The sequence below is a fragment of the Thiobacillus denitrificans genome, assembly GCF_001530125.1.
Lineage (GTDB): Bacteria > Pseudomonadota > Gammaproteobacteria > Burkholderiales > Thiobacillaceae > Thiobacillus > Thiobacillus denitrificans_C.
Genome location: NZ_LDUG01000021.1, coordinates 20,621 through 44,266, shown reverse-complemented (window position 1 = coordinate 44,266; position 23,646 = coordinate 20,621). Strand labels below are relative to the sequence as shown.

Genomic DNA, 23,646 nt, shown 5'->3' with positions numbered 1-23,646 from the left:
GCGCGTTGCCGGCCACGTCTCGTTTCAGTGGCAGTGACCCGGCCTCACGGATTCACGAACATCCCGCACGTCACAACAGAGGTAAGCAAAAATATGGCAAGACTCAGGGCAGGCATCGTTGGCGCGGGCATCTCCGGCGCCAGTTGCGCAGGAACGCTCGCATCAGCAGGCTGGGACGTGGAGGTGTTCGACAAGGCCCACGGCGCGGGCGGGCGTTTGTCGACCCGGCGCACCGAACAGGGCTGGGCCACGTTGGGAAGTCCCTTTATTTCGGCCAAGCGTGATCCCTTCCGCAGTCAGCTGCGTGACTGGGTGCGCCAGGGCTGGCTGACCCCGGTGCGGGGCGACGTCCTGCAAGGGCGCGCCAACCTGTCGTGGTCGCAGGTGCAGCTCCCAAACCATTACCGGCCCACCATCGAACCCTCGCAATTGGTGCACCAACTGCTGGGCAACGCGCGCCTGCACACCCTGGCACGCGTTGCCACCCTGCAGCCACGCACCATCACCATGGAAGACGGCCGGGTGTTCGGCGATTTCGACTGCGTGATCTGCAGCGTGCCCACCCCGCAAGCCATCCCCATGCTCGACGCGCTGCCGCTGCTGCGCGAACGCCTGGGCGAGGTGCGTTACCGCCCGATCTGGTCGTTCCTGATGCGTTGGGAAGGCGGCCCCCAGGCCGACGTCATCAAGTTCGACGACCATCTGCTGGATCTGGCGGTGCGCCAGACCGCCGACGGCCCCGGCCTGTGGGCGGTGCACAGCAGCCATGAATTTGCCGAAACCTATCTCGAAGCCTCGGTCGAGGAAGCCAGCACCCGCGCAGCCTCGGCCTTGATGGGCTTGCTGGGGCTGCCGTGGCCGGTTGAGGTCGAGGCGACCCACCTGTGGCGCTACGCCCAGCCGGAATCCACGGTCGGCGGCTTCTGGCTGGGTGATCGCGAAAACCGGGTCGCCCTGATTGGCGACGGCATCGCCGGTGCGGGGGTCGAGCGTGCCTGGGAAAGCGGTGTGAGATTGGCGCAGGCGCTGATTCAGGCCAGGGAAGAGCTGGTGATCTGAACCGGCAGTCCAGTATGGAGCGGGGCGTCCTCATCCTCGTCACACGAGCAGCAAATGCACCTGACCGCAATGCCATCGTGTATGTTCGCGCGCTTTCTGTCGCCATGTCGGTCTTCCGTTTAACGCAGTCGCGTGCGCAGCGCGTCCATTTCTTCCAGCAGATCAGCCACCAGGGCGGCCAGTTCGGGCACGGCATCGAAATCGCGCTCCAATTGCCGCATGCGCCGTGCGCGCAGCAGGCTTGCACCGGAAAAGCGCCAGGTATTCGCCACGCTTTCGGCACAGGGGAAGAGACCTTCCTCGATATGGCGGATAAGCCAGGCCGGTTCCACCCTGCAGGCGGCGGCCACCTGTTCCAGGGTCAGCCAGGAATCTTCCATCAGGCTGCCAATCAGGATGTCATCGTCACGCATGGCTCACGCCCTCCCTTGATGGCGCGGGTCGAACGCCAGTTCGTGCGCCATGGTTTCATACAATTCCCGCGCCTTTGGGGTGTCGGCCGGCGGCAGCACCACCTGAAGATCGAGCAGCAGGTCGCCGGGCGGCTGGCCGGGAATGCCGTGACCGCGCACCCGCAATTGCCGTCCGCTCTGGGCGCCCTTGGGGATGCGCACCTTGACGCTGCCATGCGGCAGGTCCACCGCAACGATGGCCCCGAGGGCGGCTTCCCATGGCGCCACCGGCAGGTTCAGGTGGAGATCGCGTCCGTCCACCCGGAAGCGCGGATGCGGTTTGAACTGCACTTCGAGCAACAGGTCGCCCGCGGGTGATCCGCCCATCCCCGGCGCGCCCTGACCCGCCAGCCGGATCACCTGACCTGCGCGAACGCCTTTGGGAATCTTCACGTTGAGGGTGCGTATCGCCAGTTGAACCCGGCCTTGAGCGTTCATCTGCGGCACCCGCAGGGCAATCTGCCGGGTGGCACCGCTGAAGGCGTCCTCCAGATCGAGCAGCACCTTGGCGTGGTGATCCTCGCCCTGCGCCCGAAAACCGGCGTGGGTGGGTCGGGCACCCGCGTGCGTGCCGCCCATGCGGCCGAACAACTCGGCAAAGAAATCGCTGAAGTCGGCGGCTTCGCGGGGCGAATACCCCTGGCCGGTAAATTCGAAACCGGCGTCCCAGTCCGGCGGGGGACGGAAATCCTGGCCGGGCTGATAGCCACGCCCGAGCTGGTCGTAGGCGGCGCGTTTCTCCGTATCCGAGAGCACGGCGTTGGCCTCGTTCACCTCCTTCATCCGCAACTCGGCATCCGCCTCCTTGGAGATATCCGGATGGTACTTGCGCGCGAGCTTGCGGAAGGCCTTCTTGATTTCGTCTGCGGTGGCGTCGCGCGCCACGCCCAGGGTCTGATAATAGTCCTTGAACTGCATGCGGGTTCCTTGTGTTCGCGGCTGGGCTTTCTATGACTGAAGTCTAGTGTCACGAACCGGAAATAACGAAACATGAAACAGCATCTTTTTCCGCCATGCGTCGTTGCAGCCCATTGCCGTATACCCCATACGGCTGCTGTTCTGCGCCTAGCCTGGCGAAAAAATCCATCTGTTTCATTTGTTCCGTTATTTCCGGTTCGCAACACTAGTGCACGCACGATCAAGCCGTGATGCCGGCACCCATGCGCCGAAATCAGGGTAAGCACGCGGAATCAGTGAACACATGCAGGTTTGAGAGGGCGAGAAATTCATGACTCAAGTATTGCGGTTGTCTCGTTCGCCGGGGCGGGCAGCCGCGTGGGAACCCGGTCAGGGCTCGGCGATGACGTAACGATTGCGTCCGCTTCGCTTGCCTTCATACAGCGCCATGTCGGCACGCTTGATGACGCTGGAGATATCCTCCATTTCATCGGCCAGTGCCAAACCAAGGGTGATGGTTAGCCTCAGGGTTTCGTCGTAGGCGATCGGCACCGGGGTCGTGCCGACGGTTGCCAGGACGCGACGTGCGGACTTGATGGCCTCTTCGGCGGATTTGCTTTTCAGTAGCCAGATAAATTCTTCCCCGCCATAACGATACAGCGGCTCGTCGATGCGCAAGCTCTGCTTCAGCGTGCCGGCGAGGTGGCGCAAAACCATGTCGTCCACGTGGTGCCCGTAGTGTCGTTGATCGGTTTGAAATGGTCCACATCGATCAACACGACATACAGCAGGGTGCGGTTGCGCCGGGCTTCCTTCTGGTACAGGGCGAAGTCGTTCTCGATGCCGTAGCGCAGGGGCAGTTCGGTCAGCGGATCGCTTCGCACGGATCTGGAAAGGATCAGGGTCTTGAAACTGGCCAGCAGGCCGATCAGTTCGGATTGCGACTGTTCAAAACAGTCCAGATCAACGAAATGCCCCGTTGCGCCGGTCATGACATGGGTGCACAGCGATCGTATGGCGTCATGCATGGTCTGTGGTGCACCGTTTCGACGCGGTGGGCGGCAGGTGCATCCAGCGCCACGAACTGGTCCCGGTTTTCCACGAACCAGGCGCTGAAACGGCACAGGGTGTGCGCCATGGATCGAGCACATCCTCGCCGGGCGTCAAGCGCAGTACGGCGCAGCGGAGAATCCGGCGGGTCCAGTTCATATGCGCCTCGACGGCCGCATCGAGCTCGGCGACGAACGTATCGGTTTCGGTGGGCAGGTTAGACATGCATATGTTCATAAACCTGTTATTAATCGGACAGTTATTCCGCAAGCTGCGCCGGAATAATCAGGTGCCGCACCACGCAGCCATCTTGAATTTCGCGCATCACCCGGCTGTTCTAAACCTCGCGTGCTACGCGAAAGCCCAGATTGATGTCGAGCTCGTTCTCCAGCCGGCGTCGGCGTGCAGCGGCGCGGCAGTCCTCGGGGCCGTCGAACCAGGAACCGCCCTTGGTGACGACGGCCTGCGGCCCACCGGGCTGGGGACGGTCGGGCAGGCTGGCATGGTCGCGGGTCCACGGACTGGCGGTGAATTCCCACACATTGCCCGCCATGTCGAAAAGGCCCCAGCGATTGGGGCGTAGCCTGCCGGCCTCTTTCACGCCGCAGCGGGCCATGCGGCTCGTCAGCTGTTGCGGGCTTTGGGGGCGGGTTGCATCAAGATCCTTTCTGACGTTGTAGACCGCTTCGTCCGGGCCGATGTTGTCGCCGTATGGGTACGTCGTGGTGGCCCCTGCGCGGCAGGCATATTCCCATTCCATCTCGGTGGGCAAGCGGTAGTGCTGGCCGGTTTCGCTGGACAGCCAGGCGCAGTAATCGCGCGCATCGGTCTGCCGCACATCGATCACCGGCATGCGGCCCGACAGCCACAGCAGTTCCTCGCGCGGCTTCCAGCCGCTGGCACGGGCATAGGCCTCGAACTCTTCGGTGGTGACCGGATTCACCCCGATGGCAAAGCCGCGCTCGATCAGTGCGGCTTTGCGCGGGCGTTCCTGCTCGGGTGCGGCCTCCTCCGGCGCTGCGCCGTATTCAAATATGCCCGCCGGAATGACCGCGAGTTCCGGCGCGGCGCTGCCGTCGGAGCGCGCGTCGTGAAAATGCACGTCCGGCAAGCCCAGTGTCTGCGCGGCCTGAGTCTGCAGCGTGATCAACGCGCCCTCGGACAGGGCGAACGTGTTGGGCGGTGCAATGTGGGTGAGGTCGGGATTCATCATGGTCGGGTGCGAACAGGGGATTTGATTATGCCATTTCCCGGATGCTGAAAATGCGGCAGATGGCCGTAAGCAATGCTGCCTACAAGGCGTGGCTGCCTGGCGTGCGAGGCCGCGCATCAGCCATTTCAGCACCGGCAGGCGGGAATAGTGTTCCTCGGCGGCGTCCCGGTAGTCGCGGCTGCAACTGTGGGCAGGTGGTTACGGCGTCAAGCCGATCCGCAAGCCGAGCGTCGGCGTGTGGCTGGTGCCCGAATTTCAGGATTTGTTTGCCGGCCAGCTGGCGGACGGCAAAGGACGGCAAACCGGCAGTTTGAAACTAAAATGTCCTCCACTCCGTCAACCAAGGCGTACCGGGTAGCGTTTTGACCCTCCCGCGCCCACAACCGACATGCTCTACATCGACCTCTTCAAATCCCTCGAACGCGCTCGCTGGAATATGGAAACCGACATTCCGTGGGACACGTTCGACGCCAGCAAGCTGACCGACGAGCAGGCGCTGACCATCAAGATGAACGCCATCACCGAGTGGGCGGCACTGCCGGCCACCGAAATGTTCCTGCGCGACTTCGTGCACGACAGCGATTTTTCCGCCTTCATGTCGATCTGGTTCTACGAGGAGCAGAAGCACGCGCTGGTACTGATGGAATACCTGCGCCGCTTCAAGCCCGAACTCGCGCCGACCGAGGAAGAGCTGCACGCGATCCGCTTCCCGTTCGACCCGGCACCGCCGATGGAAACCCTGATGCTGCATTTCTGCGGCGAAGTGCGCCTCACCCAGTGGTACAAGCGCGCCTCGGAATGGCATACCGAACCGGTGATCAAGCGCATCTACGAAACTATCTCGCGCGACGAGGGGCGTCACGGCGGCGCCTATCTGCAATACATGAAGCGCGCGCTGAAGCAGGGCGGGCCGGGCGTCGCCGCCGCGTTCGCCAAGATCGGTTTCCTGATGGCGTCGAGCCAGCGCTCCGACAAGGCGCTGCACCCCACCAACCTGCACGTCAACGAAGCCCTGTTCCCGCAGGACACCATCCAGTCGCGCCTGCCCAATCCGGAATGGCTCGAACACTGGCTCGACGAGCAGATATGCTTCGACGAAACCTGGGAAAACAAGGTGGTAGGCGGTATTCTTCGCAACCTGTCGAGCTTGCTAGGCCAGCCGTTCGAGAACGTGCGCGAACTCAACAAGTACCGCAAGCAGATGCTCGCGGCCGCCTGAGGCCAATCCGGAATTGCCTATTGCTGCATAAACTCATCCGGGGCGGGCCTCCAACAAGCCTTTGTGGGAGCACTTGCAAGGGGTAGGCCGTGGTTGTAAAAACCTTGCCTATCCGGTTTGTTGCCAAAGTGATTGAGCGTACCCAAGGCGGTATCTACAGGGAATTGGTTTTGGCAACAAACCGGATAGGCCCAAGGTAAAACCGATAAATCGGCAACAATCACGCACCGGCGCCCCCGCCGCGAATGCCAGCGCCGCACCACCGCCCGCATTCGGCCCGAGGGCGGGCCTCCTACATGGCACCCATAATCCGAGCGCCGTGTCGCGGTGCCCACTGTTTTGAACGTATTTTCCAGGAATGACCCATGCGCACCGAAACCCCGAACACGATCTACCTCAAGGACTACACGCCCCCCACCTGGCTGGTCGACACGGTCGATCTCCATGTCGCGATCCATCAAGGTCACGCTGAAGTCCGCGCCCGGCTTGCCTGCCGGCGCAATCCGCAGGGGGCCGGCGGCACCCTGGTTCTGAATGGCGAGGCACTCGCGTTGCAGGCGGTCAGCCTCGACGGCGACGCGCTCGCCCCCGCGCGCTATACCGTTGCCGATGACACGCTGAGCATCATGGGTGAGGATGCCGGCCCGTTGCCGGATGCCTTCCTGCTCGAAACCGTGGTGCGCATCGAGCCGGACAGCAATACCCAGCTCTCCGGCCTCTACCGTTCCAAGGACGGCTACTTCTCGCAATGCGAGGCCCAGGGTTTTCGCCGCATCACCTTCTTCCCGGACCGCCCCGACGTGATGGCGCGCTTCACCTGCACCATCGAGGCTGAACGCGAGCGCTTCCCGCAGCTGCTGTCCAACGGCAACCGGGTTGCATCCGGCACCTGCGAGCACGATGCCTCACGCCACTGGGCGCGCTGGGAGGATCCCTTTCCCAAGCCGGCCTACCTGTTCGCGCTGGTCGCCGCCAGTCTGGACATGCTGGAGGATGAATTCGTCACCCGCTCCGGCCGCACGGTGCGCCTCGCGGTGTATGTCGAACCCGGCAAGCTCGACCAGTGCGGCCACGCCATGGCTGCGTTGAAGAAGGCGATGCGCTGGGACGAGGAACGCTTCGGCCTGGAGATGGACCTTGACCACTACATGATCGCCGCGGTGAGCGACTTCAACATGGGAGCGATGGAAAACAAGGGCCTCAACATCTTCAACACCAAGTACGTGCTGGCCCGCCCCGATACCGCAACCGACGGCGACTACCAGGCCATCGACCGCGTCGTCGCCCACGAGTACTTCCACAACTGGACCGGCAACCGCGTCACCTGCCGCGACTGGTTCCAGTTGTCCCTGAAGGAAGGCCTCACCGTCTTCCGCGACCAGGAATTCGGCGCCGACACGCATTCGCGCGCCGTTACCCGCATCCAGGAGGTGCGCGCCCTGCGCGTCGGTCAGTTCCCCGAGGATGCCGGCCCGATGGCGCATCCGGTGCGTCCGGCGTCCTACGCCGAGATCAACAATTTCTACACCGCCACGGTGTACAACAAGGGCGCCGAAGTCGTTCGCATGATCCACACGCTGATCGGGCGCGAGGCGTTTCGCCAGGGCATGGATCTCTATTTCCAGCGCCACGACGGCCAGGCCGTCACCTGCGAGGATTTCGTCGCCGCCATGCAGGATGCCGCAGGCGTTGACCTCACCCAGTTCCGCCGCTGGTATGCCCGCGCCGGCACGCCGCGCCTGAAAGCCGAGGGTGCATGGGACGCAGCGTCCCGGCGTTACACGCTGACCCTCACGCAAAGCCTCGCCGCGACCGCCTACGAGCAGCGCCTGGCGGATGCGGGCATGCCGATCGTCGAAGGCCCGCTGCATTTCCCGGTCGCCCTTGGTCTGGTGCTGCCCGACGGCACGGATGCGCCGTTACGTCTTGCAGGCGAGACCGCGCCGCAGGGCACCACGCGCGTGCTGTCGCTTACCGCTGCCACGCAAACCTTCGTTTTCGAGGACATTCCGGCCGCGCCGGTCGCCTCGCTGCTGCGTGACTTTTCCGCGCCGGTGCAGCTTGATTTTGAGCAGACCGATGCCGAACTCGCCCACCTGATGGCACACGACACCGATGCGTTCAACCGCTGGGAAGCCGGCCAGCGCCTCGCCACCCGCGTCCTGCTCGCCGGCATCGCGGCCGGCGGCGAGGGCGACGCCTGGATTCCAGCTGACTTCGTCGCCGCCTGCGGCCGCGTGCTCGATGCCGGCCTCACCGACGCCCCCGCGCTGACCGCCGAGGCCCTGGTCCTGCCGGCCGAGCAGGTGCTGGCCGAGGCGATGGCCGGTCGCGGCGAGATTATCGATCCCGAAGCGATCCATCGCGCCCGCGTCAACCTGCGGCGCCACCTCGCCACCCAACTGCGCGAACGTTTCGAGGCCGTGTGGACGGCGCTCGCGCCGTCCGAACCCTACGCCCCGGATGGTGCCCAGGTCGGCCGCCGCGCCTTGCGCAACCTCTGCCTTGGCTACCTTGCCGAAAGCGACGACGCCACTCTGCGCGCCGCCGTGCTGCCGCGCCTGCTGGCCCAGTCCGGGCAGCGCGGCAACATGACCGACGTCATCGCGGCGCTGGCCACCCTCGCCAATCTCGATCTGCCCGAACGCGAGACCGCCCTCGCGGCGTTCCACGCGCACTGGCAGGGCGAAGCGCTGGTAGTCGACAAGTGGCTGCAGGTCCAGGCGACGTCGCGCCTGCCCGGCACCGTGGCGCGGGTGCGCGAACTCATGCAGCACCCGGCCTTCGACCTGAAGAATCCGAACAAGGTCTATGCCCTGGTGCGCAGCTTCTGCGCCGCCAACCCCCGCCACTTCCACGCGGCGGACGGCAGCGGCTACGCGCTGGCGGCCGACGTCATCATCGAACTGCAGGCGATCAACCCGCAGGTGGCTTCGCGCCTGGCGCGCAGCTTCGACCGCTGGCGCCAGTTCGATGCCGTGCGCCAGGGCCACGCACGGGCTGCGCTGGATCGGATCAGAGCCTGCGAGAACCTGGCGAAAGACGTAGCCGAAGTTGTCGGCAACGCCTTGAAGTAAGACAAGCGCCTTGCCGGGCGCGGCTTCCCGCTCAACTTGGCCGCGTTTTAGCCGCTATTAAAACAAAACATATTGAACCTAAAAACCGCAGTTGACCGCGCATCACCCTGAGGAATGCAGCATGGATATTGGTTTTTCTGCCCTCGGCCACGCCCCCCTACAGGGTGAGTCCGCTACGCACCCGCTGGCACGCCTGGTCGTTCGCCTGCCTTGGTCGCCCGTCGTTGCAGGCCCCGGCCTGCCGCCTCCTCGCTTCGCGGCATCCACCCGCCCAGACGCACCATCGAGCGCGTCCAACTGCGGTTTCTAGGTTTACACGCACCGGCAAGGGACGCTCTCTTTGAACCGATTAACTGCAAAACTCGTGCATGGGTTTTCCCGGCTCGCCTTTTGGCGCAAGCCGGCTGCGGCGTTCCCGGAACAACTGGAAACACCTGACCCGGAAGCGTCGATGGACGTGCGGCCGGTCGAGGTCGAGGCAGAACCGGGCGCCGCCGCTGACACCGCCGAACCCCAGGTCGGCCGCTTCGAACGCCTGAAACAATTCTTCAGCCGGGGGCATAAGCCTGTTCCGGAACAGCCCGTGGAGCCGGATCAAGCCGCGCTCGGTGAAGCGCCCGCCCGGGAACAAGCCGATGCAAGTGCCATCGAGGAAGAAGCGTCCGCGCCCCAACGGTCTTTGCTGGCGCGGCTGAAAACCACATTCCGCCAACAGCCCAAACCGGAAGTGCTCGAGGCGGACGAGTCAATCCCCGGCGCGGGACGGAACAGGGACGCGACAGCGTTCAGCGAGGACGATTCAGACAGCGATGAGGACACGGTGCAGCCTGGCCGCATCCGGCGCGTGCTTGCCATGCTGTCGAACAAATGGGTGTGGATACCGGGGGCAAGTGCCATGCTGCTGGTGTTGATCGGCGCGATGGCTTTGATGCTGCTGCAATCCGCGCAGGAAAAAGAACACCTCCAGGCGAAACTGCTGGCGATGCAAAAAAAACTTGAACAGACAGGCGTCGCGAAGGAAAGGGCAGCGGACGCTCCCGCCCCTGTGCCTGCAGACGCCCCCGCTTTTTCAGCAGTCGGCAGTGCTGTTGCCGACCGCCGTCCCGGCATCGACGCCGGAGATTGTCAGGTGAGCGACAAGGCAAGCGTCACCCAGAACCTGAAGAACTGCATCGACAGTTTCAACCGGTCCATGGCGGGGTCGCGCTGATCTGTCGACCCGCAAGGTGGTTGAGGATGGGCAATTCTATGGTGCGGGTGCAGGCAAGTCGGGTCGGCGTTCTGTCTGTCCTGTCCAGGATGTTGTTTTTATTGACTTTCAATCTCAGACAGGACTTTCAATGTTTCGTTGAAAGACACCTCGCTATTTTTCACGAAACACACCACATTCGCGATGGTGCAGATGGACAGCTCGTCACCCATCATCATCCATCCCCGCGGCGGCCAGCCAGCCTTGCCGGAAATGGTCGTGAGGACATCGCTGCTGTGATGCAGGATGCGCCCATTGGCATAACACAACTCCGCGGCAAGGTCCGTATGCAGCGGATCGATCTCGCCTGCCGCCTCCATCAGAGTGCCGTCATCATAAAAGCGCAGGGCTGCGACCACGCCCTTGATCTCAAGCAGACTCGCTAGATCCGTCATGGTCTATCTCCTTCTGTGACACCATCGCCTCCGGGCTGCTAGGGAAACACTGATTAATTCGATATAACCGTCATTGCGAGCGAAGCGCGGCAATCCAGCGCATTGATTAAGCAGGCATTTCTGGATTGCCGCGTCGCTTCGCTCCTCGCAAAGACGGATTAATCAGCGTCTCCCTAGGGAAGCGCTGATTGATTTCGTCATCGCGAGGCCCGCAGGGCCGTGGCGATCCAGAGTTCTTTGATTCCGCTGGCATTCTGGATTGCTTCGCTGCGCTCGCAATGACAAATAGTGAATTATTCGGCGTCTCCCTGGGCATTTTCATTGAAGAGCTGGTAAGCCCGGTCGTAGTTGAACCCCAGGCTATGTCCGAGGACAGCCTTTCCGTCCATCCCCATCATCACATGGTCGAGACTCAGGAAGGCAAAGCCGCGTTCGGGCAGGAAGCCCCGCTGACCGGTATGCTTCGCCCAGCCCGTGGCTTGCATGCGATAGATGGCCATGTTGGCGGCGCACATCTGCGCGACGATTTCGGCGAAATCCGGCTCCAGCTCGCCGCGCATGTCACCCAACTCGCCCGCGCAGGAAAATTCGATCGCGCCATAAGCGCCCGGCAGCTGCATGAGTTGATCCAGGGTCGGCATCTTATTCTCCTTTTATTCGGTTTCACTGACCTCGACGCCCGCTGCCGTTCGCATGGCCGAGAACACTTCGTCGAAGGATGTTGCCGGTGTCTGCACAATGCACATGCTGTCGTCCACCGCGACGATGGCGCTTCCTGGCCCCCACGCTGCCCAGCCGTAACAGCCTGCCCAGCCGGGTTCCCCGGTTAAGCGTTCCAGCAGCAGCCCCTGCATTTCCATTGTCAGCGTAATGGCGGAACACAAGCCTGCCAGCCCGGCAGCCTCGCTGGCAGGGAAAGGGCCTTCGAACTCTTCCAAAAACCCCTTGCGGGAAAAGAGACCCGCGGCAACCGCGCCAGGCAGCTTGAGTAATTCGGATGATCGTGACATAGGCATCCCTCCACGGTTTGTAGATCGTAAACTTGGATGGCGCCTTGGCCGGGGCGGTTGCCGATTAGCGCGGCGAGTAAGTCATGCAGTTGACCGCCTGACCTGCCGGGGCCACGCGAATGCTGTCCGTCATGCACTCCAGATCCTCGTTGAATGCGCAGTTGGTGGATTTGCAGGCGCCGATTCCTGCCGTCCGGGTGGTCGCCCTGGTGTGGCCCGAACCCGAAAAAAAGGTATCGCAGCCTGCATGCAGGCTATTGCCCACGGTGATCGCCTTGGCGTGGCAATTCATGTCGACGTTGTAGGCGCATTCACTCGCCAGGCATTCGGATACGATCGGCATGTCGATGGTCATGTGTTTCATGGGAGTCCTCCTTGAAGCTAAGCGTGTTGAAGCTAAGCGTAGGTGCATGAAATCCAGCGGGGCTCGCGGCGCGTTGCGCGATACCGTATCGGAGGCGAAACGCCGCCGCGAAGGTGCTTGCTAGAGCCCGACCAGATTGGCGTGAACGCCTTGCGCCTGAATCATATTCAAGACGTAGCCGGAACTCGTGCACGCGGGGTTGTAGGTCACCATCAGCAGATGGGGATTCTCGTTCGAACTGCAGGCGCTGATGACGCAGGCATCGGTCCGCACCACGTCTTCCAGCTCGTGCATTCTCTCGGTGGGAATCGTCTCGTTTACATGGACGATCATGTCAACAATATCCATTGTTCACCTCCTTGACCCCGGGCAGCCGGATTGAAAAAAGACCGGGGGATGCCACTCACTTCATTCACTTTAGCAAACTATCCGCGTTTTTAAAGTGGGCATACGCGCGGCCCAAAAGGACGTGTTGCGAGCGCAGCACCGATTTTCTCAATGCGACATTTCGTCGGCGTTCCTTGAATTACGGGTAGTTCTTCCGAGCCTGGTTTCCGTCAAGGCGCTGGCCGACCTGAACCACTGTTCCTTCGCGGCGCGGGTCGGCGGCGCCGTGATGGGTGCCGGACGCGAGGTCGATGACGACTGCCTGCACCGCCCCGATCGTTTCCTGGCAGCCCTCGGTCCCCGCTTCGCCCAATCTCGCATGCCCCATCTTGCGCAAGGCGTCCTGCGTGGCGACGCTGAAACGCGGCTGCATGAAGGGCGCGCCGCCTTCGCACTTCACCTGGCCCGCCGCGTGGGTGACCGACAGGCGCGGGGCGGCGATGGCCTGCTGCATGCTCATGCCGTGGTCGATCAAGTTGAGGGTGACATTGAGCACGGTGTTGATGATGGTGGCGCCGCCGGGCGAGCCGTAGGCGGCGACCGGCTTGCCGTTTTTGAACAGCAGCGTGGGCGCCATGCTGGAGCGCGGGCGCTTGTGGGGCGCGACGTCATTGGCGCCGGGGTTGCCTTCGGCGGCGTCGGCTGCGGGCATGAAGTTGAAATCGGTGAGCTCGTTGTTGAGCAGGAAGCCGTATCCCGGTACGGTGATGCCCGCCCCCCAGGTGTATTCGATGGTGCTGGTGTAGCTCACCACATTGCCCCAGCGATCGACGATGGAAAAATGCGTGGTGTGAGGGCTTTCCTGCGGGGTGCGCGATGGTTTCGGCCGCACGGCGGTGGACGAATCCCAGGGCAGCGGATCGCCCGCCTGCGGCGGGTCCATGCGGCTGTCTGTTTTGATCAGCGCAGCGCGCGTCGCCAGATAGTCGGGATGCAGCAGGCCCTGTCGCGGTAGCGGCGCGGCATCGTCGTCGCCGATCCACAGCGCGCGGTCGGCGAACGCCAGACGCATCGCCTCGATCATGGTGTGCAGGGTTTTCGGGCTGCCGAAGCCGTAGCCCTGCGCGGCGTCGCCGAGCGGAAAATGCTCCAAGAGGCCCAGCATCTGCAGCACGGTGAGGCCGCCGGAAGAGGGCGGCGGCATGCCCGCCAGCGTCCAGCCGCGGTAGTGGCCGACCAGGGGTTGACGGATCGCGACCTCATACTGCGCGAGATCGGCCAGCGTCATGCGGCCTTTTCCGGCTGCGCCCAGTTCGCTGCGCGTGCGCTGCTGCGCCTTGACGATCGCCCGTGCGAGGGCGCCGCGATAGAAGGCATCCGGCCCTTTGGCGGCGATGCGTTTGAGGGTTTTGGCGAGCTCGGGCTGCACCAGCCAGTCGCCCTCGGCCAAGGGCACGCCGCCGGGGCGGAAAATTGCCGCGGTTTCGGGATGAATCCGGGTGCGACCGCCGTCATGGGCGATGTCGGCGGCAAGGAAGCGGTTGACGCGAAAGCCCTGTTCGGCGAGCTCGATCGCCGGCGCCAGCGTGTCCGCCAGCGTCTTCGTGCCCCAGCGGGTGAGCGCGGTGTCGACGCCGCGCAGAGTGCCCGGCACGCCCACCGCAAGGCCGCTGGTCGAAGCCAGCGGAAACTGCATCGGCAAGCCGTCCGGCGCGAACATGTCGGCGCTGGCCGCAGCCGGCGCACGCTCACGTGAATCGACGATGAAGGTTTCGCTGGTTTTCGCCAGATGAATCAGCATGAAACCGCCGCCGCCGATGCCGGACGACTGCGGCTCGACCACGTTCAACGCGAACTGCACCGCCGCCGCCGCATCGATGGCGTTGCCGCCCGCAGCCAGCATGCGCGCGCCGGCAGCGGCCGCCGCCGGGTGCGATACCGCCACCACGCCGTCGGGCGAGGCGGCCAGTACCGAGGTGGAAAACAAAGCGAAGAGCGCGAGCCAGCGCGTGCAAAGCGAGCGGAGGGACATGGATGTCGGCGAATAACGGGAGAGCCCCAAGCCTGCACTGGTTTGGCCGCGCGCGTCAATGCGCGGGCTGCGATGGCCTGTTCTGGAGTTGCAGCCGGGTTTCATCTGCAGGCGCAATGACAGTTCCGTGCCGGCATCACCCCCAACATGATGATTGCCGAACGCTACTGCGATTTCGTAGCATTCCTCCTTTGGCCTCGAAAGCCTGACCTCGTCATGTGCGAGCGGCTTTTTGATGGGGTTGTCTCCAGGAACGGAAAATAGGGCCCAGTAAGGGCTTGCGCTACATACAAATATTTGTATAATTAAACCAATGATAGATACCAAGCCGGTCGAGTTCCGGGGCAGCGCCCTCGATGATCTGCGTGTCTTCCCCATCTCGGCGCGGCGCGAGGCTGGACACCAGATCGGCCAGGTACAGCAAGGCGGCGAACCGGATGATTGGAAACCGATGACAACGGTAGGCCAGGGCGTGCGGGAAATCCGGATTCGGGATGAAGTCGGCGCGTATCGGGTGATCTATGTCGCCAAGTTTGCCGATGCCGTCTATGTGCTGCACTGCTTTCAGAAAAAAACGCAGAAAACCAGCAAGACGGATATCGACTTGGCAGCGAAACGCTACCGGGATTTGTTGAAGGAGATAGAACAATGAGCAATAAACGATTTGCCAGCGTGTGGGATGCCATCGAGGACACGCCCGAGGAAGCGGCAAACATGAAGCTCCGCTCGGTCTTGATGATGGCCTTGAAAAATCATATCGCCCGCGTCGGCATCAGCCAGTCGCAAGCTGCCAAGCTGTTCGGCGTCACGCAGCCGCGCGTCTCTGACCTCATGCGCGGCAAGATCGACTTGTTTGCCCTGGATGCCCTGGTCAACATGGCGGCAGCCGCAGGCCTGCACGTCGAAATGCGTGTGCTGGAAGCTGCATAGGGTAAGTTGCAACGTTTGCCGGGCTTTATTTTCCGGTCCCAAGTGAACCCTGCGTGCACAAAGTGGCTTCGTCTGCCTGGGGCAGTTGCCGGCCAGGAACGGTCATTCAGGGCAGTTGTTGCAGGCGTCTGGTTTTCGGCCTTATGGAAAGCTTTGCATAAGGCCGAGAACCAGACATAAGGATTGCCCAGCCTGACAGTCCGAAATGGGTCGAAAGCGCCAATTCAGCATGATCGAAAGCAGTCACTGCCGAGTGTTGGGTATCAGGCGGCGGTGACCGTTAGCAAAGGCCGATGAGCCGGCCTTGCCAGCCGGTACGCGAAACACCGGCTCATCGGCTAAGCAGCCATCAGACTGGGGCGTTGGGCAGGATGGCAGGTGTTTGGTCGTGCTCTGCGACAAAACGCGCGACGAATGCGCCCTCATAGCCCGCTGGTATGGGAATGCTGACGCGATGGCCGCTGCCCGGTGCGACGTTGACCGGGGTGCTGTCTTTGCCTTGCATGGTGGTAATCGTCAGTTCCAGGTTGCCCCTGGGGTGAATGAGTTCGATGCGGTCGCCGACCGAAAACCGGTTCTTCACGTCGATTTCAGCCAGGCCTGCCGCGTCATACGCCATGACATCGCCGACATAGAGGCTGCGGTCCGACTCGGAATGGCTCTTCAGGTAGCTCTGGTATTCGCGATCCGGGTGGCGTTCGTAGAAGCCGCCGGTATAGCCCCGGTTGGCCAGGCCGTCGAGTTCGCGCAGCAAGCCCGGATCGAGCGGGCGGCCGGCGACGGCATCGTCGATGGCCTGGCGATAGGTTTGGCAGGTGCGCGCCACATAGTAGGGCGACTTGGTGCGGCCTTCGATCTTGAGTGAGTCGATGCCGATTTCGGTCAGCCGCTGCACGTGTTCAATGGCGCGCAGGTCTTTCGAGTTGAGGATGTAGGTGCCGTGCTCGTCTTCTTCGATGGGCATGTAGCTGCCGGCGCGCTGTTTTTCTTCCAGCAAATACACGTCGCCGTCCGGTGCTTCCTTGCCGGGGAGGGGGTTGTATTCCCAGCGGCAGGAGTTGGTGCAGGCGCCCTGGTTGGGGTCGCGGTGGTTGAAGTAGCCCGAGAGCAGGCAGCGGCCGGAATAGGCGATGCACAGCGCGCCATGCACGAAGACTTCAAGTTCCATGTCCGGGCATTCCTGGCGGATCTCGGCGACCTGGTCGAGCGAGAGTTCACGCGAAAGAATGACGCGGCGGATGCCGAGTTTTTTCCAGAAACGCACCGCCGCGTAGTTGACGGTGTTGGCCTGTACGGACAGGTGGATGGGCATGTCGGGCCAGGTTTCTCGAATCATGTCGATCAGGCCCGGGTCGGCCATGATCAGCGCGTCCGGCTTGAGGGCGATGACCGGCGCCATGTCGGCCAGGTAGGTTTTCAGCTTGGAGTTGTGCGGAAAGATGTTGCTGACGACAAAGAACTGCTTGCCCCGGCTGTGCGCGTATTCGATGCCGACGCCCAGCGTAATTTCGTCACGGAAGCTGTTGTTGCGGACGCGCAGGCTGTAGCGCGGCTGGCCGGCATAAACCGCGTCGGCACCGAAGGCGAGCGCGGTTTCGAGCATGGTTTGGGAGCCGGCGGGTGCCAGCAACTCGGGTTGGCGCATAGGGGTGTGCTTCACGTTGAATGACCGAGGGGTTGATAGCAGAAAAACAGAACCGTTCGGGGTCTGGTTACGGCCCGTAGTCGTCGCTGCTTATCCGCCTGCCCCGGTTATTGTAAACGTTGAGATTCCGCGTTGAGCGAGCAAGCGGCGTGTTGCAGCACACTACGGCCGATATCTGGCCACATGGGCATTCGGTTCACCAATAGCCCCTTCGGGTGTGGCCCGCATGCGCACCCTGACGGCTATCGCGCCGTTCTGCATGGCACGACTGGAGGTGCCGATGCGCCCGGACAGAACGCTTATTCAGCCCGGCTTGCCGTCGACCCGCGGGCGCAGCAGCATGGGGGCATACACCACGACGAACAGACCGAACGCGGCCATCCACAGCAGTCCGGCAGCCGTCATGCTCTGCGTATACACGCCCGGGAAAAGCAGCGGTAGCGCGACGCGCAGCAGCGCCGCGAGATTGATTGCGACGAAGGCCCGCGTCATCAGCGGCGCTGCTTCCAGCACCCGCCCGGTGTGGCCGAGCGAGACCCGCGCCATCATGCCCAGAGTCAGCACGCCGATGCCGCCGGTGGTGAAGGCATGCAGCGCACTGACGGCAGCGGTGCTGATTCCGGCTGCCGACAGGGCCAGCAGCGCGAAGCCGAGCGCGATCCAGGCATAGCCCAGGTGCAGGATCCACAGCAGCGGCACCGACCAGAATTTGTGCGTATACCAGCCCACCAGCCGGATGACATGCACCGCCGCTGCGATCGCCGCGAACAGGGCGGTGACGAGCGAATAGGGTGCGGCCAGCGCGGCAAGCAACGCGCCAACGGTGGCGACCGGCGCCAGGATTTCGATGGTTTTCCAGCGCCGCGCGCGGGTGTTCAGCTTGTTGTCGGTGAAGCTGGGAATCACCCGCCCGCCCATCAACACCATCATCGTCACCACCACGTAGGTGGCGAGGTGCAAGCCAAGACCGGCCGTGTCTGCCCAGCCGAGCGCTTGCAGATGCACCAGCGCATTGGCCGCCGTCAGCACCAGCAACAGGACGGGGAAGGGGGCGTTGTGCAACTGCCTTGCCTTGAGGATGGGCACGGCAAGCACCAGCGCCACCGCAGGCAGGAACGCCAAGTCGACCAGCGCAACCAGCTCCGCCGGCAGGCCCGGCACCAGGAAGCCCAGCCGCCCGGCCAGCCATAGCAGGAACAGCGCGGCGAGCGGCGGGCCGGACAGTATGGGGATGCCGGTCCAGTTCTGCGCGGCGGTGAGCAGAAAGCCGGCGATCACCGCCACGGCGAAGCCGAACAGCATTTCGTGTCCGTGCCAGACCTGCGGCGGCAGTTCGCCGAGGTCGAGGCTGCCGCGCAGCACCAGCAGCCACAGCGCCATCAGCAGCACGGCGAAGACGCCGGCGGCGAGGAAGAAAGGCCGGAAGCCGAGTGCGAAGGGGGCCCAGCCGGTGAGCGGGGGATGTTTGTCGAGATCGTCGAGAGGAAGCAAGGCCATACTTGGTATTGATTTGTGGTCAAGGTATCCGGGTGCGGGCGATCAGCCCGTGCTCCAGGCGCGCGGGCGCCGCATGCCGGCAATCTTACAGGCCTGCTTCACGTAGCCATAGGGAAACAGCTCGAACAGCTTCTTCTGCGCTTCCCGGCCCATGCGTTCGGCCAGATGCTTGATGACGAAGCGCGCGTCGGCCGCGACCTGATGTTCCTCGTAGTACTCGCGCATGAAGCGAATGACGTCCCAGTGGTCGTCGTTCAACTGGATGTTCTCCTCCTCGGCCAGGGCGCGGGCCACGTCCTCGTTCCAGTCGGCAGGGTCGATCAAATAGCCTTCGGCGTCGCGTTCGGGCAGGTCGGTGCGCATGCTGGGTTCTCCTGTGCGGCGGTTAAAAAAGTCTTGCGGCGATTGCGGTCAGGTGCCGCCGCCGTGGAACTCGACTCCAGGCTGGCGCTCCGGCAGGTCTTCCACCAGCAGTTCGCGTCGCGAGCGCGCCATCGCCTCGACCCCGTCTTCGTTCAGATATAACTTGGCGTCGGACACCGCGGCGGCCAGCAACTCGGCCGCCAGCGCGTTGGGCTCGCGTCCCAGCGATTTGGCGAGCGCCCGCAGTTCGATGCAGGGATCCTGCGGCAGGCGGATTTCCAGTGGCTTGCCGCCGCCGGATACGGTCACTGGCGCAGGCGTGCCGCCCGGTTCCGCCAGCAGCCGGCTCATCACGCCGGCAATCCGGGAGGCCGCCGAGGGGGCCTGGTCCGCAGGCTGCAGGCGGATCTTGTTGACGAAGTACTTTTCGAAATCGACCTTGGCCTGGTGCACCCAGCGGCCCTGGCGCATCCAGTTGATGTCGCGCAGCGGCACCTGCGGTTCCGACAGATAGGCGGCACCGGTATTGCCCATGTCGGTCAGCCACTTGGCGCGTTGCGGCACGTGGCTCACCAGCGGCGCATCGCCGAGCTGGGCGAGGATGTTCTGCACCACGATCTCGCCGGCCTTCTGGATCGAATACACCGAGTCGGGCGCGCCCACCGGCACCGGCGTTTTTTCCACCGGCGGCTGCGACACGCAGGCGCCGAGGGCGAACACATTGGGGTAGTCGGGGTTACGCAGATACTCGTCCACCACCACCAGCCCGCGCTCGTTGACCAGCCCGGGCGAGTTGCGCACCCCCGGCACGCCGCCGAAGGCCGGCCAGTACACCGAATAAGCATAGGGCAGGGTATGGGTCTGCTTTTCGTTGCCGGCGGCGTCGAGCTCGACTACCTCGATGGTGTCCTTGTTGATGCGCAGCGTGCGGGCATTGCAGATCACGCTGATTTTGGTATCCATCAATGCGGCGGTCACGGCGCCGCGGCTGGCGCCTTCGCCGCCGAGGCCGAGGTGGCCGGGCCAGGGTTCCGGGGTCACCAGGGTGATCGGCACCCGCTCGCGGATGTTGCGCCGCTTGAGGTCGGCGTCGACCAGGAAGGCGTATTCGTAGAGCGGCCCCAGTACGCTGGCGCCTGGCGCCGCGCCCACCACGATGGGGCCTGGATGGCGCACAAACTCGCGATACGCCGCCAGGGCGCGCTCGGCCTGGTCAACGTGAATCACCGAATGAGTGTGCTCGGCGAGGCCGGGAATCTCATCGGTCATGCCGGTCACGCCGGTGGCGATCAGAAGATAGTCGTAGAACAGCACGTCACCGTTTTCCAGGTCGACCTGGATAACGTCTGGCTGGATGCGCTTGACCGCGCTGTGGATGAACTTGATGCCGCGCGATTCGAGATAGGGCCCAATCGGGAAGGCGATGTCGGACCGCTCGCGCCAACCCATGGCGACCCACGGATTCGACGGCACGAAGTGGAAGTAGGGCTTGTCCGAGACCACGGTCACTTCGTCGCGCGGGCCCAGTTTGGCTTTCAGTGCGTAGGCGGCGGATACACCCGCGATGCCGGCACCCAGGATGACAACATGAGTCATTTCAGTCTCCTTTGATCAGTTTGGGTCAGCCGCGCGGACGCACCAGCTGCCAGGCACGTACCACGTAGGTCACTGCGGCAAAGCCGCTCCACACATGCACCAGACGGGTGAATGGAAAGACGAGGAAGATCGTCATGCCGAGGAACAGGTGCGTCTTGAAAATCCAGCCTGCGCCTGCCAGTAATTCGACCGCGCCGCCGCGGAAGGTGACGATGCGCTGCGCCCATTCGGCCAGGCGGATCATCATGCTGCCGTCGAGGTGCTGCGCCGACAGCGGGATGGTCGCCAGGCCGAGCAGCAGCTGCAGCCACAGCAGCAGCAGGATCAGGATGTCGCTGGGCTTCGAGGTGATGCGGATGCGCGGCTCGGTCAGCCTGCGGTGCAGCAGCAGCGTGAGGCCGATGAAGGCCAGTACGCCCGCGATGCCGCCCGTGACCATGGCGAGGATCTGCTTGTCGCCCGAGCTGAGGAAGGGCTCGTAGATGAAGTGCGGCGTCAGTATGCCGAACAAATGACCGAAGAACAGAAACAGCACCCCGATGTGGAACAGGTTGCTGCCCAGCCTGAGCTGGCCGCGCTTGAGCATCTGCGACGAGTCGCTCTTCCACGTGTACTGCTCGCGGTCGAAGCGGATCAGGCTGCCCAGCAGGAATACCGTCAGGGCGATGTAGGGATAGATCCCGAACAGGAAAGTTTGCGAGTAGGACATTTTCAGATACTCCTTTAACCTAAATTCTTCACCACAGAGGCACAGAGACACAGAGAAACCCGTTCGATCGAAGAGAGCAGTGTGTCGTAATAATTGACTTTTTCTCTGTGTCTCTGTGCCTCTGTGGTTCAACGGTTTTCATGATTAATCATTGCGCTGCAGTGGGGGCCTGGCGGCGCGAGGCCGGCATCTGCACCACCGACACCTGCGCGCCGGGATTCATCAAAGGCTCGACGCCGTCGACCGACGGGCCGAACATCTCCATCGCCTCGTCCATGTCGCGCACCGGCGGCTCGGCCAGTTCCTGCGCCGCCACCGGCGACAGCGCTTCCAGCACCTGGAAGGCGGTGGCATAGGGGCTGCCGTTGGCGTCGAGCTTGCGGCCGATGGTGGCGAGCACGTGCACGGCGTCGCCGAGCAGTTCGAGGGCCTCGTCGGTCGGCAGCAGCGACAGGAACTCGAGGAACAGCGGCACGTAGTCCGGCAGTTCCGAGGCACTGGCGTCGAAGTCGTGCTTCCAGTACTCGTTCAGCAGGTCGATCATCGCCGAGCCGCGGTCGCGCGATTCGCCGTGGATGTGCTCGAACAGGTGCAGTGAGTGCGAGGGGTTGCGGTCGAAGGTAGCGACGTAGTTTTCCTGCAGTGCGATCAGGCTGGTGTCCCGCAGCTGCGCGAACAGCGGCGCCATGTGGGCAGCGGCATCGCCGTTGACGTCGGCCTCCGACGCCAGCGCCTCTTTGAGGTCAGGCAAGGCCGCCAGCCAGTCCGACTCGGGGTAGCACAGCAGCAGGGAAATCACTTTGAAGGTTTTCATCGGATCGTTTCCTTATTCAAAGGTTGGGCAAGCCGTCATCGCGAGGCTCGCAGAGCCGTGGCGATCCAGAGTCCGTTGATGCTGCTGGCATCCTGGATCGCTTCGCGTTGCTCGCAATGACGGTGCAGCGTGATTGAGCATGTTCTTAACCGGTTTTCTTCTTGGCGTGCAGCTGCGACAGATCGACCGGCACCGAATTTTTGCGGTTGCCGAACAGGCTCGGTTTGGAGACGCCGTCCGAGCAGCCGTTGCCGAAGGTGAAGCCGCAACTCGACTTTTCCTCGAAGGTGTTGAGGGCCTCTTCGCGGTGCGTCGTGGGAATCACGAAACGGTCCTCGTAGTTGGCAATCGCGAGGTAGCGGTACATCTCGTCGGCCTGCGCGGAGGTCAGCCCCACCTGGTCGAGCGCGGCGGTGTTGGGGATGCCTTCCACCGATTTGCCGCGCATGTAGGCGCGCATCGCCAGCAGGCGGTCGAGCGCGGTGACGATCGGCTTTTCCTTGCCGCCGGTGAGCAGGTTGGCGAGATAGGTGATCGGGATGCGCAGCGACTTTGTATCGGGAATGATGCCGTTCATCCCCATCTTGCCGGATTCGGCGGCCGACTGGATGGGCGAGAGCGGCGGCACGTACCACACCATCGGCAGGGTGCGGTATTCCGGGTGCAGCGGGAAGGCGATCTTCCAGTCGATGGCCATCTTGTATACCGGCGACGCCACCGCGGCGTCGAGCCAGGCCTCCGGGACGCCTTCGGCGCGCGCGGCGGCGATGACTTCAGGGTCGTTGGGGTCGAGGAATATCTTCAGTTGCGCTTCATAGAGTTCCTTCTCATCCACCACGCTGGCGGCTTCCTCGATGCGGTCGGCGTCATACAGGATCACGCCGAGGTAGCGGATGCGGCCGACGCAGGACTCCGAGCACACGGTGGGCTGGCCCGCCTCGATGCGCGGGTAGCAGAAGATGCACTTCTCGGCCTTGCCGGACTTCCAGTTGAAATAGATCTTCTTGTAGGGGCAGCCGGAGATGCACATGCGCCAGCCGCGGCACTTGTCCTGGTCGACCAGCACGATGCCGTCCTCTTCGCGCTTGTAGATCGAGCCCGAGGGGCAGGAGGCGACGCAGGTCGGGTTGAGGCAGTGTTCGCACAGCCGCGGCAAATACATCATGAAGGTGTTTTCAAACGTCGAGTGCATTTCCTTCTGCACGTTGTCGAAGTTCTTGTCGCGGCCGCGCGAGGAAAACTCGCCGCCGAGATCGTCTTCCCAGTTGGGGCCCCAGTTGATCTTGTCCATCTTCTTGCCGGTGATGGCGGAGATGGGGCGCGCGGTGGGCGGTGTCTCGGACAGCGGCGCCTTCTGCAGGTGCTGGTAGTCGTAGGTAAAGGGCTCGTAGTAGTCGTCGATCTCCGGCAGGTTGGGGTTGCCGAAGATGTTGGCGAGGATTTTCAGGCGGCTGCCCTGGCGCGGCTCTAACTTGCCGTCGCCCTTGAGCTTCCAGCCGCCGTTCCAGATGTCCTGGTTTTCCCACTGCTTGGGATAGCCGATGCCGGGCTTCGTTTCGACGTTGTTGAACCACGCGTATTCCATGCCTTCGCGCGAGGTCCACACGTTCTTGCACGTGATCGAGCAGGTATGGCAGCCGATGCACTTGTCGAGGTTCAGCACCATGGCAATTTGCGCACGCACTTTCATGTTGTGACTCCTATAAACCTTAAAATCTTTCACCACAGAGACACAGAGGCACGGAGAA

General features: G+C 63.2%; 24 protein-coding genes and 1 pseudogene. 6 read left to right on the top strand and 19 right to left on the bottom strand.

Going from position 1 to position 23,646, the window contains the following annotated elements; genetic code table 11:
- Window positions 1–93: 93 nt before the first annotated feature.
- Window positions 94–1,059 carry an NAD(P)/FAD-dependent oxidoreductase gene (locus ABW22_RS08400; RefSeq protein ID WP_059754781.1) on the top strand — a complete coding sequence of 322 codons (966 nt, stop codon included), beginning with the start codon at window positions 94–96 and terminating at the stop codon, window positions 1,057–1,059.
- A gap of 119 nt (window positions 1,060–1,178) precedes the next feature.
- Here the strand turns inward: ABW22_RS08400 and ABW22_RS08395 are convergent, their stop codons facing one another.
- The 6 genes and pseudogenes from ABW22_RS08395 to ABW22_RS08380 all read right to left on the bottom strand — a co-directional run bounded on the left by ABW22_RS08395 (window position 1,179) and on the right by ABW22_RS08380 (window position 4,671).
- Window positions 1,179–1,472 carry a chaperone modulator CbpM gene (locus ABW22_RS08395; protein WP_059754778.1) on the bottom strand — a complete coding sequence of 98 codons (294 nt, stop codon included), beginning with the start codon at window positions 1,470–1,472 and terminating at the stop codon, window positions 1,179–1,181.
- 3 nt (window positions 1,473–1,475) lie between these two features.
- Window positions 1,476–2,429 (bottom strand): DnaJ C-terminal domain-containing protein, encoded by a 954-nt coding sequence (locus tag ABW22_RS08390; protein ID WP_059754776.1) that lies wholly within the window; start codon window positions 2,427–2,429, stop codon window positions 1,476–1,478.
- Between the two features lie 49 nt (window positions 2,430–2,478).
- Window positions 2,479–2,607: a hypothetical protein gene (locus ABW22_RS18265; RefSeq protein WP_269083907.1), complete on the bottom strand. Its 129-nt coding sequence runs from the start codon at window positions 2,605–2,607 to the stop codon at window positions 2,479–2,481.
- Window positions 2,608–2,798: 191 nt separating this feature from the next.
- Window positions 2,799–3,400, bottom strand: a pseudogene (locus tag ABW22_RS08385) (GGDEF domain-containing protein).
- Window positions 3,401–3,428: 28 nt separating this feature from the next.
- On the bottom strand, window positions 3,429–3,683 hold the full coding sequence (locus ABW22_RS17995; protein WP_237763278.1) for a hypothetical protein: 255 nt from the start codon (window positions 3,681–3,683) through the stop codon (window positions 3,429–3,431).
- A 112-nt stretch (window positions 3,684–3,795) separates the two neighbouring features.
- Entirely contained in the window at window positions 3,796–4,671 is an 876-nt protein-coding gene (locus tag ABW22_RS08380) for a formylglycine-generating enzyme family protein (RefSeq protein WP_237763277.1), read from the bottom strand.
- A 388-nt stretch (window positions 4,672–5,059) separates the two neighbouring features.
- Here ABW22_RS08380 and ABW22_RS08375 point away from each other — a divergent pair, with 388 nt between their 5' ends.
- From ABW22_RS08375 to ABW22_RS08365, 3 genes are all read left to right on the top strand, one after another.
- The gene (locus tag ABW22_RS08375; RefSeq protein ID WP_059754773.1) at window positions 5,060–5,890 is read left to right on the top strand and encodes a hypothetical protein; all 831 of its coding nucleotides are present in this window, start codon (window positions 5,060–5,062) and stop codon (window positions 5,888–5,890) included.
- Between the two features lie 365 nt (window positions 5,891–6,255).
- Window positions 6,256–8,967 (top strand): aminopeptidase N, encoded by a 2,712-nt coding sequence (pepN, locus tag ABW22_RS08370; RefSeq protein ID WP_059754770.1) that lies wholly within the window; start codon window positions 6,256–6,258, stop codon window positions 8,965–8,967.
- A gap of 340 nt (window positions 8,968–9,307) precedes the next feature.
- Window positions 9,308–10,177, top strand: coding sequence for a hypothetical protein (locus ABW22_RS08365; protein ID WP_157648581.1), 870 nt, complete (start codon window positions 9,308–9,310; stop codon window positions 10,175–10,177).
- Window positions 10,178–10,275: 98 nt separating this feature from the next.
- On the opposite strand, the gene ABW22_RS08360 is transcribed toward ABW22_RS08365, so the two are convergent.
- From ABW22_RS08360 to ggt, 6 genes are all read right to left on the bottom strand, one after another.
- Entirely contained in the window at window positions 10,276–10,611 is a 336-nt protein-coding gene (locus ABW22_RS08360) for a DUF2173 family protein (protein WP_059754765.1), read from the bottom strand.
- 293 nt (window positions 10,612–10,904) lie between these two features.
- A complete protein-coding gene (locus ABW22_RS08355) occupies window positions 10,905–11,252 on the bottom strand; it encodes a DUF2173 family protein (RefSeq protein WP_059754762.1) in 348 nt (115 codons plus the stop codon).
- A gap of 12 nt (window positions 11,253–11,264) precedes the next feature.
- Complete coding sequence (locus ABW22_RS08350; RefSeq protein WP_059754759.1) at window positions 11,265–11,621, bottom strand: DUF2173 family protein; 357 nt, start codon at window positions 11,619–11,621, stop codon at window positions 11,265–11,267.
- Between the two features lie 64 nt (window positions 11,622–11,685).
- On the bottom strand, window positions 11,686–11,985 hold the full coding sequence (locus ABW22_RS08345; RefSeq protein ID WP_059754756.1) for a DUF1540 domain-containing protein: 300 nt from the start codon (window positions 11,983–11,985) through the stop codon (window positions 11,686–11,688).
- 120 nt (window positions 11,986–12,105) lie between these two features.
- Window positions 12,106–12,333 carry a hypothetical protein gene (locus ABW22_RS08340; RefSeq protein WP_059754752.1) on the bottom strand — a complete coding sequence of 76 codons (228 nt, stop codon included), beginning with the start codon at window positions 12,331–12,333 and terminating at the stop codon, window positions 12,106–12,108.
- Window positions 12,334–12,511: 178 nt separating this feature from the next.
- Window positions 12,512–14,344 carry a gamma-glutamyltransferase gene (gene ggt / locus ABW22_RS08335; RefSeq protein ID WP_059755239.1) on the bottom strand — a complete coding sequence of 611 codons (1,833 nt, stop codon included), beginning with the start codon at window positions 14,342–14,344 and terminating at the stop codon, window positions 12,512–12,514.
- 313 nt (window positions 14,345–14,657) lie between these two features.
- Here ggt and ABW22_RS08330 point away from each other — a divergent pair, with 313 nt between their 5' ends.
- Both ABW22_RS08330 and ABW22_RS08325 read left to right on the top strand, forming a co-directional pair.
- Window positions 14,658–14,996, top strand: a complete 339-nt coding sequence (locus ABW22_RS08330) for a type II toxin-antitoxin system RelE/ParE family toxin (RefSeq protein ID WP_059754748.1) — start codon at window positions 14,658–14,660, stop codon at window positions 14,994–14,996.
- Window positions 14,993–15,274 (top strand): helix-turn-helix domain-containing protein, encoded by a 282-nt coding sequence (locus ABW22_RS08325; RefSeq protein ID WP_059754744.1) that lies wholly within the window; start codon window positions 14,993–14,995, stop codon window positions 15,272–15,274. The genes ABW22_RS08330 and ABW22_RS08325 overlap by 4 nt, the downstream gene beginning before the upstream one ends.
- Before the next feature lie 349 nt (window positions 15,275–15,623).
- Here ABW22_RS08325 and ABW22_RS08320 read toward each other — a convergent pair whose 3' ends face one another.
- From ABW22_RS08320 to narH, 7 genes are all read right to left on the bottom strand, one after another.
- Window positions 15,624–16,919 carry a peptidase U32 family protein gene (locus tag ABW22_RS08320; protein ID WP_059754741.1) on the bottom strand — a complete coding sequence of 432 codons (1,296 nt, stop codon included), beginning with the start codon at window positions 16,917–16,919 and terminating at the stop codon, window positions 15,624–15,626.
- Window positions 16,920–17,222: 303 nt separating this feature from the next.
- Window positions 17,223–18,416 carry an NnrS family protein gene (locus ABW22_RS08315; RefSeq protein WP_059754738.1) on the bottom strand — a complete coding sequence of 398 codons (1,194 nt, stop codon included), beginning with the start codon at window positions 18,414–18,416 and terminating at the stop codon, window positions 17,223–17,225.
- A gap of 42 nt (window positions 18,417–18,458) precedes the next feature.
- Window positions 18,459–18,779 carry a TusE/DsrC/DsvC family sulfur relay protein gene (locus ABW22_RS08310; protein WP_059754734.1) on the bottom strand — a complete coding sequence of 107 codons (321 nt, stop codon included), beginning with the start codon at window positions 18,777–18,779 and terminating at the stop codon, window positions 18,459–18,461.
- 48 nt (window positions 18,780–18,827) lie between these two features.
- Entirely contained in the window at window positions 18,828–20,375 is a 1,548-nt protein-coding gene (locus ABW22_RS08305) for an NAD(P)/FAD-dependent oxidoreductase (RefSeq protein ID WP_059754731.1), read from the bottom strand.
- A gap of 25 nt (window positions 20,376–20,400) precedes the next feature.
- Window positions 20,401–21,084 carry a respiratory nitrate reductase subunit gamma gene (gene narI / locus ABW22_RS08300; RefSeq protein ID WP_059754726.1) on the bottom strand — a complete coding sequence of 228 codons (684 nt, stop codon included), beginning with the start codon at window positions 21,082–21,084 and terminating at the stop codon, window positions 20,401–20,403.
- 148 nt (window positions 21,085–21,232) lie between these two features.
- Window positions 21,233–21,898, bottom strand: coding sequence for a nitrate reductase molybdenum cofactor assembly chaperone (gene narJ / locus ABW22_RS08295; protein ID WP_059754722.1), 666 nt, complete (start codon window positions 21,896–21,898; stop codon window positions 21,233–21,235).
- A 145-nt stretch (window positions 21,899–22,043) separates the two neighbouring features.
- A complete protein-coding gene (gene narH / locus ABW22_RS08290; RefSeq protein WP_059754718.1) occupies window positions 22,044–23,588 on the bottom strand; it encodes a nitrate reductase subunit beta in 1,545 nt (514 codons plus the stop codon).
- Window positions 23,589–23,646: the final 58 nt, after the last annotated feature.

Excerpts from the sequence above, each read along its gene's own strand:
- ABW22_RS08400 (WP_059754781.1), top strand. The coding sequence starts at position 94 with ATGGCAAGACTCAGGGCAGGCATCGTTGGCGCGGGCATCTCCGGCGCC.
- ABW22_RS08395 (WP_059754778.1), bottom strand. The coding sequence starts at position 1,472 with ATGCGTGACGATGACATCCTGATTGGCAGCCTGATGGAAGATTCCTGG.
- ABW22_RS08390 (WP_059754776.1), bottom strand. The coding sequence starts at position 2,429 with ATGCAGTTCAAGGACTATTATCAGACCCTGGGCGTGGCGCGCGACGCC.
- ABW22_RS18265 (WP_269083907.1), bottom strand. The coding sequence starts at position 2,607 with ATGAAACAGATGGATTTTTTCGCCAGGCTAGGCGCAGAACAGCAGCCG.
- ABW22_RS17995 (WP_237763278.1), bottom strand. The coding sequence starts at position 3,683 with ATGTCTAACCTGCCCACCGAAACCGATACGTTCGTCGCCGAGCTCGAT.
- ABW22_RS08380 (WP_237763277.1), bottom strand. The coding sequence starts at position 4,671 with ATGATGAATCCCGACCTCACCCACATTGCACCGCCCAACACGTTCGCC.
- ABW22_RS08375 (WP_059754773.1), top strand. The coding sequence starts at position 5,060 with ATGCTCTACATCGACCTCTTCAAATCCCTCGAACGCGCTCGCTGGAAT.
- pepN (WP_059754770.1), top strand. The coding sequence starts at position 6,256 with ATGCGCACCGAAACCCCGAACACGATCTACCTCAAGGACTACACGCCC.
- ABW22_RS08360 (WP_059754765.1), bottom strand. The coding sequence starts at position 10,611 with ATGACGGATCTAGCGAGTCTGCTTGAGATCAAGGGCGTGGTCGCAGCC.
- ABW22_RS08355 (WP_059754762.1), bottom strand. The coding sequence starts at position 11,252 with ATGCCGACCCTGGATCAACTCATGCAGCTGCCGGGCGCTTATGGCGCG.
- ABW22_RS08350 (WP_059754759.1), bottom strand. The coding sequence starts at position 11,621 with ATGTCACGATCATCCGAATTACTCAAGCTGCCTGGCGCGGTTGCCGCG.
- ABW22_RS08345 (WP_059754756.1), bottom strand. The coding sequence starts at position 11,985 with ATGAAACACATGACCATCGACATGCCGATCGTATCCGAATGCCTGGCG.
- ABW22_RS08340 (WP_059754752.1), bottom strand. The coding sequence starts at position 12,333 with ATGGATATTGTTGACATGATCGTCCATGTAAACGAGACGATTCCCACC.
- ggt (WP_059755239.1), bottom strand. The coding sequence starts at position 14,344 with ATGTCCCTCCGCTCGCTTTGCACGCGCTGGCTCGCGCTCTTCGCTTTG.
- ABW22_RS08330 (WP_059754748.1), top strand. The coding sequence starts at position 14,658 with ATGATAGATACCAAGCCGGTCGAGTTCCGGGGCAGCGCCCTCGATGAT.
- ABW22_RS08325 (WP_059754744.1), top strand. The coding sequence starts at position 14,993 with ATGAGCAATAAACGATTTGCCAGCGTGTGGGATGCCATCGAGGACACG.
- ABW22_RS08320 (WP_059754741.1), bottom strand. The coding sequence starts at position 16,919 with ATGCGCCAACCCGAGTTGCTGGCACCCGCCGGCTCCCAAACCATGCTC.
- ABW22_RS08315 (WP_059754738.1), bottom strand. The coding sequence starts at position 18,416 with ATGGCCTTGCTTCCTCTCGACGATCTCGACAAACATCCCCCGCTCACC.
- ABW22_RS08310 (WP_059754734.1), bottom strand. The coding sequence starts at position 18,779 with ATGCGCACCGACCTGCCCGAACGCGACGCCGAAGGCTATTTGATCGAC.
- ABW22_RS08305 (WP_059754731.1), bottom strand. The coding sequence starts at position 20,375 with ATGACTCATGTTGTCATCCTGGGTGCCGGCATCGCGGGTGTATCCGCC.
- narI (WP_059754726.1), bottom strand. The coding sequence starts at position 21,084 with ATGTCCTACTCGCAAACTTTCCTGTTCGGGATCTATCCCTACATCGCC.
- narJ (WP_059754722.1), bottom strand. The coding sequence starts at position 21,898 with ATGAAAACCTTCAAAGTGATTTCCCTGCTGCTGTGCTACCCCGAGTCG.
- narH (WP_059754718.1), bottom strand. The coding sequence starts at position 23,588 with ATGAAAGTGCGTGCGCAAATTGCCATGGTGCTGAACCTCGACAAGTGC.